The 17,096-nt window shown below is 71.6% G+C and carries 12 protein-coding genes; 4 read left to right on the forward strand and 8 right to left on the reverse strand.

Features of this window, described 5'->3' with window-relative positions; genetic code table 11:
• The first annotated feature begins 10 nt into the window (after positions 1–10).
• A complete protein-coding gene (locus tag ACFY12_RS20110; protein ID WP_390717156.1) occupies positions 11–790 on the forward strand; it encodes a sirohydrochlorin chelatase in 780 nt (259 codons plus the stop codon).
• Positions 791–953: 163 nt separating this feature from the next.
• Here ACFY12_RS20110 and ACFY12_RS20115 read toward each other — a convergent pair whose 3' ends face one another.
• From ACFY12_RS20115 to ACFY12_RS20140, 6 genes are all read right to left on the reverse strand, one after another.
• Positions 954–2,504 carry an MFS transporter gene (locus ACFY12_RS20115; protein ID WP_390717157.1) on the reverse strand — a complete coding sequence of 517 codons (1,551 nt, stop codon included), beginning with the start codon at positions 2,502–2,504 and terminating at the stop codon, positions 954–956.
• Positions 2,501–3,127, reverse strand: a complete 627-nt coding sequence (locus ACFY12_RS20120) for a TetR/AcrR family transcriptional regulator (RefSeq protein ID WP_390717158.1) — start codon at positions 3,125–3,127, stop codon at positions 2,501–2,503. The genes ACFY12_RS20115 and ACFY12_RS20120 overlap by 4 nt, the downstream gene beginning before the upstream one ends.
• Positions 3,128–3,295: 168 nt before the next feature.
• The gene (locus ACFY12_RS20125; protein WP_390717159.1) at positions 3,296–4,507 is read right to left on the reverse strand and encodes a S8 family peptidase; all 1,212 of its coding nucleotides are present in this window, start codon (positions 4,505–4,507) and stop codon (positions 3,296–3,298) included.
• A 426-nt stretch (positions 4,508–4,933) separates the two neighbouring features.
• On the reverse strand, positions 4,934–6,265 hold the full coding sequence (locus tag ACFY12_RS20130; protein ID WP_390717160.1) for an ABC transporter substrate-binding protein: 1,332 nt from the start codon (positions 6,263–6,265) through the stop codon (positions 4,934–4,936).
• Entirely contained in the window at positions 6,265–7,113 is an 849-nt protein-coding gene (locus ACFY12_RS20135) for a carbohydrate ABC transporter permease (protein WP_390717161.1), read from the reverse strand. The genes ACFY12_RS20130 and ACFY12_RS20135 overlap by 1 nt, the downstream gene beginning before the upstream one ends.
• Positions 7,114–7,177: 64 nt before the next feature.
• Positions 7,178–8,149, reverse strand: a complete 972-nt coding sequence (locus ACFY12_RS20140; RefSeq protein WP_390717162.1) for a carbohydrate ABC transporter permease — start codon at positions 8,147–8,149, stop codon at positions 7,178–7,180.
• Positions 8,150–8,342: 193 nt separating this feature from the next.
• Between ACFY12_RS20140 and ACFY12_RS20145 the strand changes: the two genes are divergently transcribed.
• On the forward strand, positions 8,343–9,233 hold the full coding sequence (locus ACFY12_RS20145) for a phosphotransferase (protein ID WP_390717163.1): 891 nt from the start codon (positions 8,343–8,345) through the stop codon (positions 9,231–9,233).
• Between the two features lie 52 nt (positions 9,234–9,285).
• Here ACFY12_RS20145 and ACFY12_RS20150 read toward each other — a convergent pair whose 3' ends face one another.
• Together ACFY12_RS20150 and ACFY12_RS20155 are read right to left on the reverse strand one after the other, a co-directional pair.
• Positions 9,286–10,005: an exonuclease domain-containing protein gene (locus tag ACFY12_RS20150; RefSeq protein ID WP_390717164.1), complete on the reverse strand. Its 720-nt coding sequence runs from the start codon at positions 10,003–10,005 to the stop codon at positions 9,286–9,288.
• Between the two features lie 132 nt (positions 10,006–10,137).
• Entirely contained in the window at positions 10,138–11,388 is a 1,251-nt protein-coding gene (locus tag ACFY12_RS20155; RefSeq protein WP_390717165.1) for an SAV2148 family HEPN domain-containing protein, read from the reverse strand.
• Positions 11,389–11,809: 421 nt separating this feature from the next.
• Here ACFY12_RS20155 and glgX point away from each other — a divergent pair, with 421 nt between their 5' ends.
• Entirely contained in the window at positions 11,810–14,110 is a 2,301-nt protein-coding gene (gene glgX, locus ACFY12_RS20160) for a glycogen debranching protein GlgX (protein ID WP_390717166.1), read from the forward strand.
• Between the two features lie 149 nt (positions 14,111–14,259).
• The gene (treY, locus tag ACFY12_RS20165; protein WP_390717167.1) at positions 14,260–16,965 is read left to right on the forward strand and encodes a malto-oligosyltrehalose synthase; all 2,706 of its coding nucleotides are present in this window, start codon (positions 14,260–14,262) and stop codon (positions 16,963–16,965) included.
• Positions 16,966–17,096 lie beyond the last annotated feature (131 nt).

A 17,096-nucleotide genomic window follows, 5' to 3' on the forward strand; every position in this document is an offset into this window, starting at 1 on the left:
GGGCCACACGATGCACAGACCCACCAGCCGCCCCACGCTCCTCGTCGTCGCCCACGGCAGCCGCGACCCACGGCACGCGGCGACCGTCTCCGCGCTCTGCGCGCGGGTGCGGGCGCTGCGACCCGGGCTGCGCGTCGAGGTCGGCCATCTCGACTTCAACGCGCCCCGGGTGCCCCGGGTGCTGGAGCGCCTCTCGGCCGACGGCGCACGTCACGTCGTGGCGCTGCCGCTCCTCCTGACGCGCGCCTTTCACGCCAAGTCCGATATCCCGGCGGTCCTGCGCGAGGCCGCCGCACGCCTGCCCCTGCTGACCATCCGTCAGGCCGAGGTGCTCGGTCCGTCCCGGCTCCTGAACGACGCGCTGGAGCGCCGTCTGGCGGAGGCCGGGCTTCGGCCCGGCGACCGTCGCTCGACCGGGGTCGTCCTGGCTTCGGCGGGCTCCTCCGACCCGGAGGCGATCGCAGTGATCGCTGATATCGCGCGGGAGTGGCGGCGCACCGCCGGCTGGTGCGCCGTGCGGCCTGCGTTCGCCTCCGCTTCTCTTCCCCGGACGGCCGACGCCGTACAGGCTCTGCGGGCCGAGGGCGTACGGCAGGTGGCCGTCGCCCCGTACGTCATCGCCCCCGGCTTCCTGCCGGACCGGATCGCCGCCGGGGCCCGGGAGGCCGGGGCGGACATCCTCGCGCCCACCCTGGGCGATGCCCCCGAGCTGGCCCGCCTGCTGCTGCACCGGTACGACCAGGCACTGGCAACGGGCGCACGCGGGGACCTGCCGGCCCTGACCGCCTGAGAGCGCCCGAGGCCACCCAGCGCGACCACCGCACGACGGATCAGCCGAATCACGCCCTGGACGATGGCTCCGGATCCGATTCTGGATCCGATTCTGGATCCGATTCCGGCTCCGGTTTTGCTTCCGTTCCTGATTCCAGTTCCGGTTCCAGTTCTGGCACTCGTCACCGTTCCCGTTCTGGTTCCGGTACTCGTTCTGCTGCCGATGAAGGGGAGTCCTGTACGCATGTCGCCGACGGTAGCGGCGTCGCGCCCAACGTGGTTCCGGAGGCATCCTCCTGTGGATAACTGCCGGGCACGGGTGTCGAGTTGCCGGTTCGGGAGGCGGGCCGCTCGCGGGCGGGCAGGGTGCGGTCGGGAAGTCTTCGGGCGGCCGGCACGCCGAGTACGGCGAGGGCCGCCAGGGCCATCAGCGCGGCGCCCGTCGTCGAGGTGAGGGTGGTCAGCATGGCGGCCGCGGCGACGCCCAGCGTCGGGCCGGTGTTCATCGCGGTCTGCTGCAGCCCGCCGGCCACCCCGGCGTTCCCGGCCGGTACATGGCGCACGATCGCGTCCGTCGCGGTGACCATCACCGTGCCGAAACCGGCGCCCAGCAGCAGGAAGCCGGCGACGAGGGACCACGTCGCCGCCGAGCCGCCGAGCCGGGAGAGGACGAGGATGCCCGCGGTGAGCAGCACCGTCGCCGCCGTGGCCGTCCGGCGGGGGCCGTACCGACGCTGCAGTACGGCCGAGAGCGGTGCGCTCAGCACCATCATCGCGGCCAGCGGAAGCACCCGCAGGCCGCACTGGAGCGGGTCCAGTCCGAGGACGTCCTGCAGATAGTAGGTGGCGAGGAAGAGGGTGCCGAACATCGCCGCCGACGCCGTCAGCAGGGCGAGGAGGGCCGGCACAACGGGGCCCCTGCCCAGGGCACTTGGCGGGATCAGAGGGCTCGTGGTGCGCCGCTCGTGGCGGATGAACGCGCCGCAGGCGACCGCCGCCGCGGCCGCCCCCAGTACGGTGGCCGCGCTCCAGCCGTGCTCCGGGACGACGACGAGGGTGTGCACCAGGCACACCAGGGTGACCGCGAGCAGGCAGGCACCGGGAAGGCCCAGGGCCTGTGCCGACGAGTGGCGGCGGTTCCCCGCCGTACCCGCCGTACGGCTGGTGGGCGCCGGCAGGCGAACGGTCAGCGCCAGTCCGCCGATCGCCAGCGCGGGCACCACGTTCAGGAGGAACACCGCCCGCCAGCCCCAGTGCGCGGCGAGGGCGCCGCCGACGACCGGGCCCGCGGCGGCGGCCAGGCCGATGGCGCTGGTGCGCAGGGCGATGGGCATACCGAGCCGGTCGGGCGGGTACGCGGTGCGCAGCATCCCGAGCGTGGCGGGCTGCAGCAGCGCGCCGAAGACCCCTTGGGCGACGCGCAGTGCGATCACCCAGCCGATGCCGGACGCCAGGCCGATCCCGGCCGAGGCGGCGCCGAAACCCAGGCTCCCGAGGGCGAAGACCCGCTGGTGCCCGTACCGGTCGCCGAGCCGGCCGGCGAAGACCAGCAGGCCCGCGACGGCGATGAGATAGCCGGTACTGGTCCACTGGACCTGGCTGAACGAGGCGTGCAGATCCCGCCGCAGGGCGGGCTGAGCGACGGTCAGCACGGTGCCGTCCAGGGCGACGATCACGGCGCCGGTGATGCTGCCGGCGAGCGTCAGACGCCGGTGGCGGCGCAGGCCGGTCATCGCTCCTCCGGCCCGAGGTGGGCGTCCAGCGTGGCGCGCAGCAGTGGTGCGACGTCCTCGGCCCCCGTCGCGAGCGGGAGGCCGCCCCAGCCCCACAGTTGGGCGATGCCGTGCAGATTCGCCCACAGGGCGCCCGCGACCACCCGTGGTTCCCCGCCGGACGCCGGACGCACTCGGGCGACCAGGTCCACCAGTACGCGGAACAGCGGCAGGCTGGTCTCCCGGAGTCCCAGTCGGCCGCTCTCCAACAGGTCGTGCCGGAACATCAGCTCGTACATGCCGCGGTGGTCCCGCGCGAAGTCGAGGTAACTCCGGCCGAGTGCCGTCAGCTGAGCCCGCGGGCTCGCCTGGCTGCCGTCGGTCACGTCGGCGACCTGTGCGGCCAGCTCGGTGAAGCCCTGGCGCGCAATGGCGGACAGCAGGTCCAGATGGCTCGGGAAGTAGCGGCGCGGGGCCCCGTGCGAGACCCCGGCCCGGCGGGCGATCTCGCGCAGTGACAGCGCCTGCGCGCCCTCCTCGGTCACGAGGTCGACGCCCGCCTGGACCAAGCGGGCGCGCAGGCCCGCGTCTTGTGCGCCGTCAGGCGCGGGTACCCCGGCCCGGGCGCGTTCACTCTTGGACATAGACACTGTCTACCATTCCTGCGTAGACAGTGTCTACTCATGCTGGACGACACACCCGGACCCCGGACGGCACACCCGGACTCCGGACGGCACACGCAGACGCCGGCCGCCGCGCACCGTGGGGGCGAGCGCGACGACCGGCGTAGGGAGCTGAGGGGTGAGCGAGGGTTACTCGACGACCTTCAGCAGCTTGTTGGGCGTACCCTGGCTCGGGTTGCTGATCTTGTCGGGGGTGGCCCCCGCGGTCAGCGCCTTCTCCACGTCGGCGGGCTTGGCGTCCTGGTGGCCCGCCAGGTAGAGCGCGGCGGCACCGACGACATGCGGGGTCGCCATGGACGTACCGGAGATGGTCTTCGTGGCGTCGTCACCCGAGTTCCAGTCCGACGTGATGTCGGAGCCAGGAGCGTAAAGGTCCACGACGCTGCCGTAGTTGGAGAAGTCGGACTGCTGGTCCTGGTTGGTGCTGGAGGCCACCGTGATGGCTTCCGGCACGCGCGCCGGGGAGCTCTGGCCGGCGTCGCTGGACTCGTTGCCCGCCGCCACACCGTAGGTGACACCGGAGTCGATGGACTTCTTCACGGCCGCGTCGAGCGCCTCGTCGACACCTGCGCCACCGAGGGACATGTTCGCGACCGAGGGGCCCTTGTGGTTCTTGGTGACCCAGTCGATGCCCGCGACGACCTGCTCGGTGCTGCCGGAGCCCTGGGCGTCCAGCACCTTGACGGCCACGATCTTGGCCTTCTTCGCGACGCCGTGCGCTTCACCGGCGATGGTGCCCGCGACGTGGGTGCCGTGGCCGTTGTCGTCCTCGGCCTTGTTGCTGCCGTCGACGGCGCTGAAGCCGAACGACGCGCGTCCGCCGAAGTCCTTGTGGCTGATGTGGACACCGGTGTCGATGACGTACGCGGTGACGCCCTCACCACCGCCGTCCGGGTACTTGTACTTCTTGTCGCCCTGGGTGTCCGCCTGGTCGATCCGGTCCAGGCCCCACGACGGCGGGTTGTCCTGAACGGCGGTGACGTGGAACTTCTTGTTCTGGACGACCTTGTCGACGGCCGGGTCGGCGGCGAGACGCTTGGCGTCTTCGGCGCTCATACCGCTCGTCGAGAAACCGTTGATCGCGGATGAGAAGGTCCGCTTGACCTCGCCGCCGTACTTGGAGGCCAGGTCACCACTCTGCGCCGTACGGATCGACTTCTTGAGCATGACGATGTAGCTGCCGTTCACGGCGCCCTTGGCCTCGGCTCCGTAGATCTTGCCCTCGGCCGGGGCGGGTGATGCGCCCGCGGTGACGGCAGTGACAGCGGCGATACCAGTGGCGGCGACAGCGGCGGCTATCGCCGTGACGAGCCGCTTCTTGCTGGAACGCTTGTGACTCATGCGAGGGTTTCTCCTCGGTTGTGGTGTGGGGGGAAGGCAGTACGCCAACAGCCCGTGGACGAAGGAGAATCCACGTCGGGCTGGCTCGAAACCCTGTCTGATTGATGGGTTCAATTCAAGGGGCACCCAGCCGTGTGACATAGACAACAACGCTGCGAAATTCCAAAAGCCCCGCAGAAATGGTCAAAAGAGCGTCAGGCCGGAGCTGAACTGTTCAACTCCGTTTACATACAGGAAACAGAGGGTGACAAGTCGCATCGCGCATGGGGCGGCCCGATGAACTCGGCAACGGTCCGATGCCGCCCTTGCGTACCCCTCATCGACGTAATTGCTCGGTATTCGCGGCGATTTGAGAATTGTCCATCTGGTGGACAGTTCAGGCTCCTGTCCGGCCGCAGGACGGACAGCCGGGCAGAACCGCGCAGTTCAGCGCTGATAGCGCGCCAGCACCAGACCTCCGTCCTCGACCAGCCGCTCCCGGAGGGCGTCCAGACCGATGGCGCCGCTGTAGTACTCCTGCAGACCCGGAGTCGCGATCTTGTCCTTCCACTCCGGGTAGCCCCGGAAGGACTGGGCGGGGGCGGCGCGCAGCGAACCGGCGAGGGCGGTGCCGGTCGCCCAGCCGTGGCGCGTCACCCGTAGTGCCGGGTCCGCCAGCGCCTTCCGGCCCGTCGGCAGCATCCAGTCGCCCAGGGCGAGCCGGACCATGTTCGGTGGCCGGAGCAGGAAGTCGATGAACGCCATCGCCGCTTCCTTGTACGGACACCCCTCGGCGATCGACAGGGTCTGCGGGCTCACGCCCTGGTCGAGGCCCTTGGTGCCGCCGGGGGCCGGCAGCACCGTCCAGTCGAAGCCCCGGGGCGCCTGCCGGGCGATCTGGTGACGGTAGGAGAAGCCGAGCGGCACCATGGCGTAGCGCCCGGCGAAGAAGCCCGGGAGGGTGTCCGATCCGCCCATCCCCAGCGTCGTACGGGATGCGCTGCGGTCGACGTTCACCTGGTCGTGGATGGTGCGCGGGACCACCTGGTCGACGGCGTCGAAGCGGACCTCCGCCCTGCCGTCGGGGCGGCGGTGGAAGACCTGGCCGCCCGTGGACAGGGCGAGGTCGAGGGTGGCCGAGACCGGTTCCTTCAGCGGCCAGGCGATACCGTGCCGGCCGCCGCGGGCCAGCCGTCGGGCCACCTCCCTGAACTCCTCCCAGGTCCAGGGGTGTTCGGGGGTGGGGAGACGAACGCCGGAGCCGCGCAGCAGGCCGCGGTGCGCCATCAGCACCCGTGGCTCCTGGAGGAACGGGATGCCGTGGATCCGTCCGTTGAACGTGCCGGTCCGCCAGCTCCGCTCCGGGATGTCCTGCCGGAGCCGCGGCGGCAGGAGGGGCGTGAGGTCGGCGAGGTCGCCTCCGTGGGCGAAGTCCGCGAGGTCGTCGGCGGCGTCATGGATGATGTCCGGTCCCTCACCGCCCTCGAAGGAGGTGAGCAGCTGGTCGTGGACCGTGGCCCAGGAGCCCTGGACGTAGCGCACCTGGACCTTCGGGTGACGTTCGTTCCACTCCGCGACCAGGTGCCGGATGGCGCGGACGGAGTCCCGCTGCCAGGCCGGCGACTGGAAGCGCAGGGTGATCCGGCCGTCGGCCGAGCGGCGCCGGCGGCCGGCGGAACACCCCGGCAGCAGGGCCGCGGCGGGCAGCGCGGTGGCCGCCGCGAGCAGCGGCCGGCGCGGGACACCGGCCGGCGGCCGGGCGGCGTCGCCGTCGCGCATCAGCTCTTCACCGCCCCGGCGAGCATTCCGCCGGTGATACGCCGTTGGATGACGGCGAAGAGAAGCAGGCCGGGGAGGGTGGCCAGCAGCGCGGCGGCGGCGAGCGGGCCGAGGTCGGCGACGCCCTCCGCGCCGAGGAAGTGGGTCAGCACGACCGGGAGGGTCTGCTTCTCGGGCGACTTGAGCAGGACCAGGGCGAAGAAGAACTCGTTCCAGGAGGTGAGGAAGGCGAACAGCGCGGTGGCGATGATGCCCGGAGCGAGCAGCGGCGCGGTCACCGAGACGAGCGTGCGGGCCCGGCCCGCGCCGTCCACGGCCGCGGCCTCCTCGACCTCGGCCGGTACGGCGCGGACATAGCCGGTCAGCATCCACAGGGCGAACGGCAGCGCCCAGACCACATGGACCGCGATCAGTCCGATCCGGGAGTCCACCAGATGCAGCCCCTTCAGGATCAGGAACAACGGGATGATCACCAGCACCAGGGGAAACGCCTGGCTGACCACGACCCAGCCGGTGACTGCCCACGAGAGCCGGTTGCGGACACGGGCCAGGACGTACGCCATCGGGGTCGCCAGCACGATCGCGAGCACGGCAGACACGGCCGCCGTGAGCAGACTGTTGGCCGCGGCCGTCAGCAGCGGCTGCTCGGCGAACGCCTGCCGGAAGTTCTCCGGCGTCGGCGCCTCCGGGATCCAGGTGGGGTGGACACCGCCCAGTTCACGCGGGGCCTTGAAGGCGGTGGAGAGCAACCAGAGGAAGGGGAAGGCGAGGAAGAGCAGATAGCCGAGGAGCGCGACGTACTGGCCGGTGCGGCCGGCGGTGCGCTTCAGGCCCGGACGCCGGCTCATGCGTCTCCCCCCGGGCTCGTGTGGCTCACGCGTCGTCCCCTTGGCTCGTGCGTCGTCCCCGGGCTCACGCGTCGTCCCCTTTCAGCCGGCCGGCCAGCCGGATAGCCAGCAGGACGGAGATCACCGCGACCATCGCCAGGCCCATCGCGGCCGCGTAGCCGAACTGCCCGTAGCGGAAGGCCTCTTCGTAGGCGAAGAGCATCGGCAGCCTGGTCCGGCCGCCGGGGCCGCCGTCGGTCAGCACATAGACCAGGGCGAAGGAGTTGAAGTTCCCGATGAAGTTGAGGGCGGTGACGGCGAGTGCGACAGGTCTGAGGGCGGGCCAGGTGACCGTACGGAAGCGGCGCCAGGCACCCGCGCCGTCCACGGCGGCGGCTTCGTGCAGCTCGCGCGGCACATTCTGCAGGCCGGCCAGGAGGGTGACGGTGGTCTGCGGCATCCCGGCCCAGACCCCGACGACGATGACCGCGGGCAAGGCGGTGGCCAGTCCGCTCAGCCAGTCCCGGCCGTCGGCGGCGGACAGGCCGAGGTTGCGCAGCGTCCCGTTCAGGACGCCCGCGTCCGGGTGGTAGACGAGGCGCCACATGAGGCCGACGACGACCTCCGGCATCGCCCACGGGACGATCGCCAGCGCACGTGCCGGCCAGCGCAGCCGCAGGTCCAGGTCGAGCAGCAGGGCCAGTCCGAGAGCGAGGAAGAACTGCGGGACGGTGACACCGAAGGCCCATACCAGGCCGATCCGGAAGGAGTCCCAGAACAGGGTGTCCTGGAACAGGTCGGAGAAGTTCAGCACGCCGACGAACCGGGTGGCCCGGGTCCGGCCCGACTGGGCGTCGGTGAATGCCAGTGCCATGCCGTAGAGCAGCGGCCCGACGCTCAGGGCCAGGATCGGGATCAGTGCGGGCAGCACCAGGAACCATGCGCCGGGGCCGTGCCGCGGGCGGGCGGCACGGGCGGCTCGCCTCCTCCCGTCCCTCGCGGCGGCACGTCTCCCGTCCACGGCGGCGGGCGGTCCCGGCCCGGTCGCGAGGGTCACGGCACCCCCCGGTGTCATCTCGCTCGCCCACTCCCCGTTGTCCGCGCCATCGTCGTGACGGCTGTCACAGCAGTCAAGGTCCCGGCCGGTCAAGGTCCCGGCCGGATTCCGTGGTCCGTGACGGATCTCCCCACCGGGGACCGTCGGCGACCTGCGACACTGGTCAGGTCAGCCCACCGCAGGAGGCAGCACCATGACCGAACCGAGCTCGGCCCCCTTCACGGAGGCGCGCGCCCGGGACGTCCTGGCCGCGGCCGGGCGGCCGGATGCGGCGGCCGACGCCCGGCTGCTCTCGCTCGGGGAGAACGCCGTCTTCGCCCTCTGCGACGGCGGCCCCGTTGTACGGGTGGGCCGCAGCGCCGAACTCCTGGAGCGCGCCGAGCGGGAACTGGGCGTGGCCCAGTGGCTGGCGGCCGAGGGCGTACCGGCCGTACGGGCCGCGGAGCCGGTGGCCACACTGGTCGACGGTCATCCCGTGACGTACTGGGAGCGGCTGCCGGAGGCCGTTCGCCCCGCCGGGCCGCACGATCTCGCCGAGCTGCTCAAGCGCGTCCACGCCCTGCCGGAGCCGCCGTTCGCGCTGCCCAGGCGTCAGCTGCTGGACGGCGTCGAGCGCTGGCTGCGGCTGGCGGGCGACGCCGTATCGGCATCGGACGCGGAGTATCTGCGGGGCCGGCGGGACGCCTTCGCGGCGGCCGCCACCGCGCTGGAACCGCATCTGCCCCGCGGCCCCATCCACGGCGACGCACTGGCCCGCAACGTCCATGTCGGGCCCGAGGGGCCGGTGCTCGTCGACCTCGAGACCTTCTCCTCCGACCTGCGCGAGCACGATCTGGTCGTGATGGCGCTGAGCCGGGACCGCTACGGCCTGGCCGCGGACGCGTACGACACCTTCGTCTCCGTCTACGGCTGGGACGTACGGGACTGGGAGGGCTGCGCCGTGCTCCGCGGGTCCCGGGAGACGGCGAGCTGCGCCTGGGTGTCCCAGCACGCGCCCGGAAACCCGGCGGCGCTCAAGGAGTTCCGGCGCCGGATCGCTTCCCTCCGCGAGAAGGACGCGACGGTACGGTGGTACCCCTTCTGACGCCGGGCGGTACTCCCCGTACTCCCCGCACGCTCCCTACCCGCCGTACCCGTCAGGCCCCGGCCTGGTACGGGATCAGCGGCCAGGCCGGCTCGACTATCGCCTGAGGGTCGCCCGAGCGCCGCAAGTACGCCTGGAACGACGCGGCCTGCTCGGCGGCGGCCTGCTCCTGGAGCTCGTGCAGCGCGCGCGGGGAGGGGATGGCCACGGCCGGATACCGTTCCCCGATGCGCCGGGCGACACCGGCCGCGGCGGCCGCGTCCGCGCCCGCCTCGTGTGCCCCGTCCAGCCGGACGCCGTAGTGGCCGCACAGCGCCTGCAGGGCGCGCTTGCCCTTGCGGTACCGGTCCACATGCTTGTCGAGAACGAGCGGGTCGATGACCGGCGCGGGGGCGCGACCGAGCCGCTCCGTCAGCGTCGGGACGCCATGGCGGCGGCACTCGCGGTCCAGGAGGGAGAGGTCGTACCGGGCGTTCATCACCACCAGCGGGATGTCCGCGCGCAGCGCATCGGCGAGCGCCTCGGTGATCTCCGCTATCGCGGTGGCCGGCGCACGCCCGTGCTCGCGGGCATATGCGGTCGAAACGCCATGAATGGCCGCCGCTTCGTCAGGGATCGGCACACCCGGATCGAGCAGCCAGGTCTGCCTCCCGGCCACCCGGCCGTCCCCCTCCAGCCGGATCAGGGCGGCGGTGACGATACGGTCCCGCTCGACGTCCGTGCCCGTGGTCTCCAGGTCAAAGCTGACCAGAAGCTCCTGATGCCAGCTCATGCCGCCTCCTTCGGTGGTACTTCCCCCGTTGCCCGCCCACTCTCGCACGCCCCACTGACAATCCCCCGGGCCGCCCGTCACATCAGGAAAGTTCAGGGAGATTCAGGAACGTTCAGGGATGTTCAGGAAGGCTCAGGAAACAGGCCGCGAATCCGCCCAAACACTCTCGAATTCCTCCCGGTAGGTCTCGAAGAGACCGTGGTCACCGTCGCGCCCGTCCCGGGTGTCCTGGCGGACGACGTCACGGACCCCGCCGCGCAGGACGAGGACGGGCGACTCCATACCGCGGCTCTTGCGGAGATAGGGCTGGACGACGGCTATCCCGTCGGGTCCGTCGCCGTCGACGAGGTACGCCGTGAAGCGCGGGGTCTCGTCGAAGACCTGGATCTCGAAGGCTCCGGGGTCGCGCAGCCGGGCCCGTACCCGCCGCATGTGGAGGATGTTCATCTCGATGGAGCGGCTCATCTCGCCCTTCTTGAGGCCGATTTCACGCTCCCGCCGGCGGACCGCGCTGCTCGCGGGGTTGAGGAAGAGCAGCCGGACCCGGCAGCCCGATTCGGCGAGCCGGACCAGGCGGCGGCCGGAGTAGTTCTGGACGAGGAGGTTCAGGCCTATGCCGACGGCGTCGAGGCGCCGGGCACCACCGAAGAGATCCTCGGCGGGGAGCTGCCGCTGGAGCCGCACCCGGTCTGGGTGCACGCCGATGACATCGGCGTAGCGGTCGCCGACCAGGTCCTCCACCGCGTCGATGGGCAGCCGGCCGGAGATCCTGGTGCCGATGCCGGAGCCGAGGATGTCCAGGAGGCGGGCCGAGGCGCGCTCGGCCTGGGCGAGGACGGTCTCGGACAGGGCGCGGTTGCGGGAGACGATGTTCCGGGCGACCTCCAGCTCGTCGAGAGCCAGCTCGACCTCGCGGCGGTCGTCGAAGTACGGCTCGAAGCAGGGCCAGTGCTGGACCATCAGTTCGCGGAGTTGCGGCAGCGTCAGAAAGCTGACGATGTTGTCGTCCGCGGGGTCGAGGAGGTACCCCTTGCGGCGGCTGACCTCGCGTACGGCGACCGCGCGCTGTACCCACTCCTGCCCGGCGGGGCCGGCCGCGGCGATCACCCATTCGCCGCCGTGCACCGGCTCGTACACGGGCCGCAGGACGGCCGCGACCACGGCCCGCAGCCGCTGCTCGACGAGGTTCAGCCAGATGTAGGCGCGGCCGGCCCGGCGGGCGCGGGTGCGCACCTCGCGCCAGGCGTCCGCGCCCCAGTCCAGTTCCGCCCCGATCTCCAGTGGCCGCGCCAGGGACACCGTGCCGGGCGGTGCGTCGACGGAGCCGCTTTCATGCCCCTCGTGACTCTCGCCACCAGGGGGCAGCTCCAGCCCGCCGCTCACCTGCCACCGCCTTCCGAACCCCGTGCCCAACGATCAAGGCAGACTACTGCGGTGCGGGAGGCGGTGCAGCAGGAAGGGTCGAGTCATCTACCAACTCCCCTTATTCATAGTGCCGGTTGTCACCGCGCGGTGCGGTCGGAGTGAGCGGATTCATAGCCCTGGCACCCCGTGGCATCAGCCGGGGCACGCGATGGGGTGTTCCGGCAGCCGTACGTTGACCCGGGAGATCGCGACGCGGCAGTCGGCGTGCATACCCGTGGATGTCACGCTCTGTCACATTGCTGTTCCTGACTCGTACCCCGGCCGACTGTCGTTCCGGGGCCGTTCCCGGCCGTTCCGCCGCCGCTCCCCGGCATCCACCAGTAGGGCGTGTGTCGTGGAGTCGCCGCGGCTCCCGACGAGAAAGTGGAAGAGTCTAGGCATGCAGGTCTGGCCGGGACAGATGTATCCGCTGGGTGCCACCTATGACGGGGCGGGCACCAACTTCGCGGTGTTCTCCGAAGCCGCGAACCGCATCGAACTGTGTCTGCTGCACGACGACGGTTCGGAGACCGCCGTCGAGCTGCGGGAGAGCGACGCCTTTGTACGGCACGCGTACCTGCCGGGGGTGATGCCGGGGCAGCGCTACGGCTTCCGGGCGCACGGCCCGTACGAACCGCAGCGCGGACACCGCTGCAACTCCGCCAAGCTGCTCCTCGACCCGTACGCACGGGCCATGAGCGGCACGATCGACTGGGACGAGGCGGTCTACGGCTACCGCTTCGGCCGCCCCGAGGTACGCAACGACCTGGACTCGGCGCCGCACACCATGGCGTCGGTGGTGGTCAATCCGTACTTCGACTGGGGCGACGACCGTCCGCCGCGCACCGCGTACCACGAGACGGTGCTCTACGAGGCCCATGTGAAGGGTCTGACGATGCGCCATCCGGAGCTCCCCGAGGAGCTGCGCGGCACCTATGCGGCGCTGGCGCATCCGGCGATCATCGGCCATCTGACGAAGCTGGGGGTGACCGCCCTGGAACTGATGCCGGTGCACCAGTTCGTCCAGGACCACCGGCTGGTGGACGCCGGGCTGACGAACTACTGGGGCTACAACACCATCGGGTTCTTCGCCCCGCACAACGCCTACGCGTCCTGGGGCGACCGCGGGCAGCAGGTACTGGAGTTCAAGACGGCGGTACGGGCGCTGCACCAGGCCGGTATCGAGGTGATCCTCGATGTGGTGTACAACCACACCGCCGAGGGCAGCCACCTCGGCCCGACGCTGTCGTTCCGGGGGCTGGACAACGCCTCCTACTACCGGCTGTCGGAGGACCGGCAGTACTACGTGGACACCACCGGCACCGGGAACTCGCTGCTGATGCGCAGCCCGCACGTACTGCAGCTGGTGATGGACTCGCTGCGCTACTGGGTGCAGGAGATGCGGGTGGACGGCTTCCGCTTCGATCTGGCGGCGACGCTGGCCCGGCAGTTCCACGAGGTGGACCGGCTGTCGTCGTTCTTCGACCTGGTGCACCAGGACCCGGTCGTCAGCCAGGTGAAGCTGATCGCCGAGCCCTGGGACGTCGGTGAGGGCGGCTATCAGGTGGGCAACTTCCCGCCGCTGTGGACCGAGTGGAACGGGAAGTACCGGGACACCGTGCGGGACCTGTGGCGGGGTGAACCGCGTACCCTCGCGGAGTTCGGCTCCCGGCTGGCCGGCTCCTCGGACCTCTACCAGGAGGACGGACGGCGGCCGCTGGCCTCGGTGAACTTCGTGACCTGCCACGACGGCTTCACCCTGCGCGACCTGGTCTCGTACAACGAGAAACACAACGAGTCCAACGGCGAGGACAACCGGGACGGGGAGCGCTACAACCGGTCCTGGAACTGCGGAGTCGAGGGACCGGCCGACGACCCCTCGGTGCGCCGGCTGCGGGCCCGCCAGATGCGGAACCTCATCGCCACGCTGATGGTGTCGCAGGGCGTGCCGATGCTCAGCCACGGGGACGAGTTCGGGCGCAGTCAGGGCGGCAACAACAACGCGTACTGCCAGGACAACGAGCTGTCCTGGGTGCACTGGCCGGAACCGGGGCGGAGCGCGGAGGCGGGGCGGAGCGCGGAGGCGGACGGGGCGGATGAGGTGGACGGGCCGGCTGGGGCGGACCGGCCGGCTGGGACTCACAAGGCGGTCGGTACGGAGGGAAGGGAAGGAGTGGTGGAGGACGGCAGGGCGAGCGCCGCCGCCCCGGAGGACGGCACGCTCTGGGGAGACGAGGAGAGCCTTGAGCTGCTGGAGTTCGTCCGGCGGCTGGTGTGGCTACGGCGCGACCACCCGGTCTTCCGGCGGCGGCGGTTCTTCCAGGGCCACCCCGCGGAGGGCACCAGCGACGAGCTGTCCGATATCGCCTGGTTCACGGCCGGCGGCCGGGAGATGGGCCCGCGCGACTGGCAGTCGGTGCACGCCAAGTCGCTGACGGTCTTCCTGAACGGCAGCTCGATCTCCGAGCCGGGGCCGCGCGGTGAACCGGTCACCGATGACTCGTTCCTGCTGTTGTTCAACGCCCACGACCAGGAGAAGGAGTTCGTGGTTCCCGAGCACCTGGGCCGGCAGTGGCAGGTGGTGGTGGACACCGACCGGCCGCGGGCGGTGTCGGACGGCGGCGGCACCCGGGTCAAGGCCGGCGACCGGCTGACGCTGACCGACCGGAGTCTGCTGGTGCTGCGGCGGCCGCCGGCGTAGGGCCTGTGCCGGGTGACGTAGAGCCTGAGCCCGGCGGCGTAGGGCCTGAGTCCGGTGGAGTAGGCCTGTGCCGGGTGGCGAGGGTGCAGCGGAGGATCCGTACGGCGGCCGATGACACAACGGGTCCCCCGCGGGGTACGGGTGTTCCCATGACGCAGCCCTCGAGTCCGCCTCCGACCGCCACCTACCGGCTGCAGCTCCAGCCGGAGTTCCCGTTCGCCGCCGCCGAACGGGCGGTACCCCATCTGGCCGCACTGGGCGTCTCCCACCTGCACCTGTCGCCGGTGCTGGAGGCGGTGCCCGGCTCGACGCACGGCTATGACGTGGTCGATCACACGGCGGTACGGTCCGAGCTGGGCGGCGAACCGGGGCTGCGGGCGCTGGCCTCGACGGCGCGGGCGCACGGTCTCGGGCTCATCGTGGACATCGTGCCGAACCACATGGCCGTACCGGAACCGATGACGCTGAACGGACCGCTGTGGGACGTGCTGCGCGACGGTCCGGCGTCCCCGTACGCGCGGTGGTTCGATATCGACTGGGACGGCGGGCACAGCGGCCGGCTGCTGCTTCCGGTGCTCCACGGGCGGATCGGTGACGAGGCGCGGCACCTCGTCGTCGATCCCAGGCAAGGGCTGCTGCGCTATCACGGCCATCTCTTCCCGCTGCGCGCCGGTACCGAGGACCTGCCGCTGCCGCTCCTCCTGGCGGCCCAGTGGTACCGCCTCGCCTGGTGGCGGCTGGCCCGCAGTGAGCTCAACTACCGCCGGTTCTTCACGATTTCGAAGCTCATCGGGGTGCGCGTCGAGGATCCCGAGGTGTTCGCGGCGACACACAGCACGGTACTGCGGCTGATCGATGAGGGGATCGTCGACGGGCTGCGCATCGACCATCCGGACGGGCTGGCGGACCCCGGCGGCTATCTGGCCCGGCTGCACCGGGCGACCGGCGGCCGGTGGACCGTCGTCGAGAAGATCCTCACCGACGACGAGCGGCTCCCCGGCAGCTGGGCGTGCGCCGGCACGACGGGCTACGACGCCTTACGGCACATCGACGGGCTGTTCGTCTGTCCCCAGGGTGCCGCGCGGCTCTTCTCCCACTACCGGGACTTCGTCACCCCACTGGCCGACGAGGGCGGCGACTGGGAGGAGACGATGCGCCGGGCCGCGTACGAGGTCGTGACGCACGATCTGGCCGCGGAGGTCGAACGCCTGGTGCGGACCGCGGCGCGGATCAATGAGCGCGCCCCGCTGCCGGGCGATCACGCGCCCTGGGCGCTGCGGCAGGCGATCCGTGAACTTCTGGTGCGGCTGCCCGTATACCGGCCCTACGCGGCCGACGACACACGGGCGATGTCGGACGCGGCCATGCTGGACCGAGCCGTGGAGGGGGCGCGCGGCACGTTCCGGGTGCCCGAGGAGGCACGGGCGGTGGACGTGATCCGCGATCTGGCGCTCGGCCGGCCGGTGGGCGGCACCGTCCGGGAGGCCGACGCCCCAGGTTCGACGGACGGCGGCCAGGGCCGTGAGGAGGACGTCCGGGGTCACGCGGAGGACAGCCGGGGTCACGCGGAGGACGGCCGGAGTCCCCATGACGATGACCAGGGGGCGGCGGCCCGTGCCGACTTCGACCGCGCCGACTTCGACCGGGCCGACTTCGCCGCGCGGTTCGCACAGACCGCCTCCGCGCTGCGCGCCAAGTCCGTGGAGGACACCGCCTTCTACCGCTACCCCGTGCTGCTGTCGGCCTGCGAGGTCGGCGGCGATCCCGGCGAACCCGCGCTCGGCCCGGAAGCGTTCCACGCGTACTGTGCCCGGATCCAGCGGGACCGGCCACTGACCGGAACGGCGCTCTCCACACACGACACCAAGCGCAGCGCCGATGTCCGGGCGCGGATCGCGGTGCTGTCGGAGTGCCCGGACAGGTGGCGGGACGTGCTGGGCGGGCTGGCCGACGAGGCGGTGTGCGGGACCGGGTCCGGGTCCGGGTCGGGCGGGATGGACGGTGCGGGCCCGCCGGATCCGATGGTGTCCTGGCTGGCCTGGCAGACGGCATTCGGCCTGGGCCCGGCGGCCGACGGGCCGGCGGCCAACAAGCCGGCAGCCAACGGGGGAATCGACGACCCGACGGTGGCGGAGGCGGAGGCGCCTCCTGGGGAAGTCGACCCGGGCAGGATGGTGCGCGCGGTACTCAAGGCCGTACGGGAAGCCGGGCTACGCACCTCCTGGACCGAGCAGAACGCGGACTACGAGGAGGCGGTGGCGGAGTTCGTCCGCGGCGGACCGTGCGGTCCCCCGGCCGCTCCACTAGCGGCGCTGGGCGAGGAGCTCGCCCCGTTCATCCGCGCGAATGTGCTGGGCGCGGCGCTCCTGCATCTGACCATGCCGGGCGTACCCGATCTCTACCAGGGCACCGAAGCCGCATACGCCGCGCTGGTCGACCCGGACAACCGGCGGCCCGCCCGCTTCCGGCCGGAACTGCTGGCCGGACTCGATGCCGGGGCCGCGCCGCGCGATCTGTCCGGCGAGAAGCTGCGGCTGACGGCCACGGCACTCCGGCTGCGGCGCGACCACCCACAGTGGTTCGGCGCCACGGCCGCCTACGAGCCGGTCCACGCGGAGGGCCCGGCGGCCGAGCACTGTGTGGCGTTCTGCCGAAGCGGGCGGGTGCTGACGGTGGTGACCCGGCTGTCGCTGCGCCTGGCGGAGACCGGCGGCTGGTGGGACACCGGGCTGCGGCTGCCGGAGGGCGGTCCCTGGCGCGAGCGGCTGACCGGGCGCGAGGTGCCGGGCGGTGCCGTGGCAAGGCTGGACAACCTGCTGACCGCCTCACCGGTGGCGCTGCTCGTACAGGAATGACCACTCGTACCCGGAGACGGCCGAGACGGTCCGGCGCGGATAATTCGGTTGCGGGTCCGGTCTGCGCCCGGCGACCATGGCGCCGTACGCCCCCGCACCATCACCCCCCACTCGGGCCCCACTCAGGACTC

Source organism: Streptomyces sp. NPDC001339 (assembly GCF_042895955.1).
Lineage (GTDB): Bacteria > Actinomycetota > Actinomycetes > Streptomycetales > Streptomycetaceae > Streptomyces.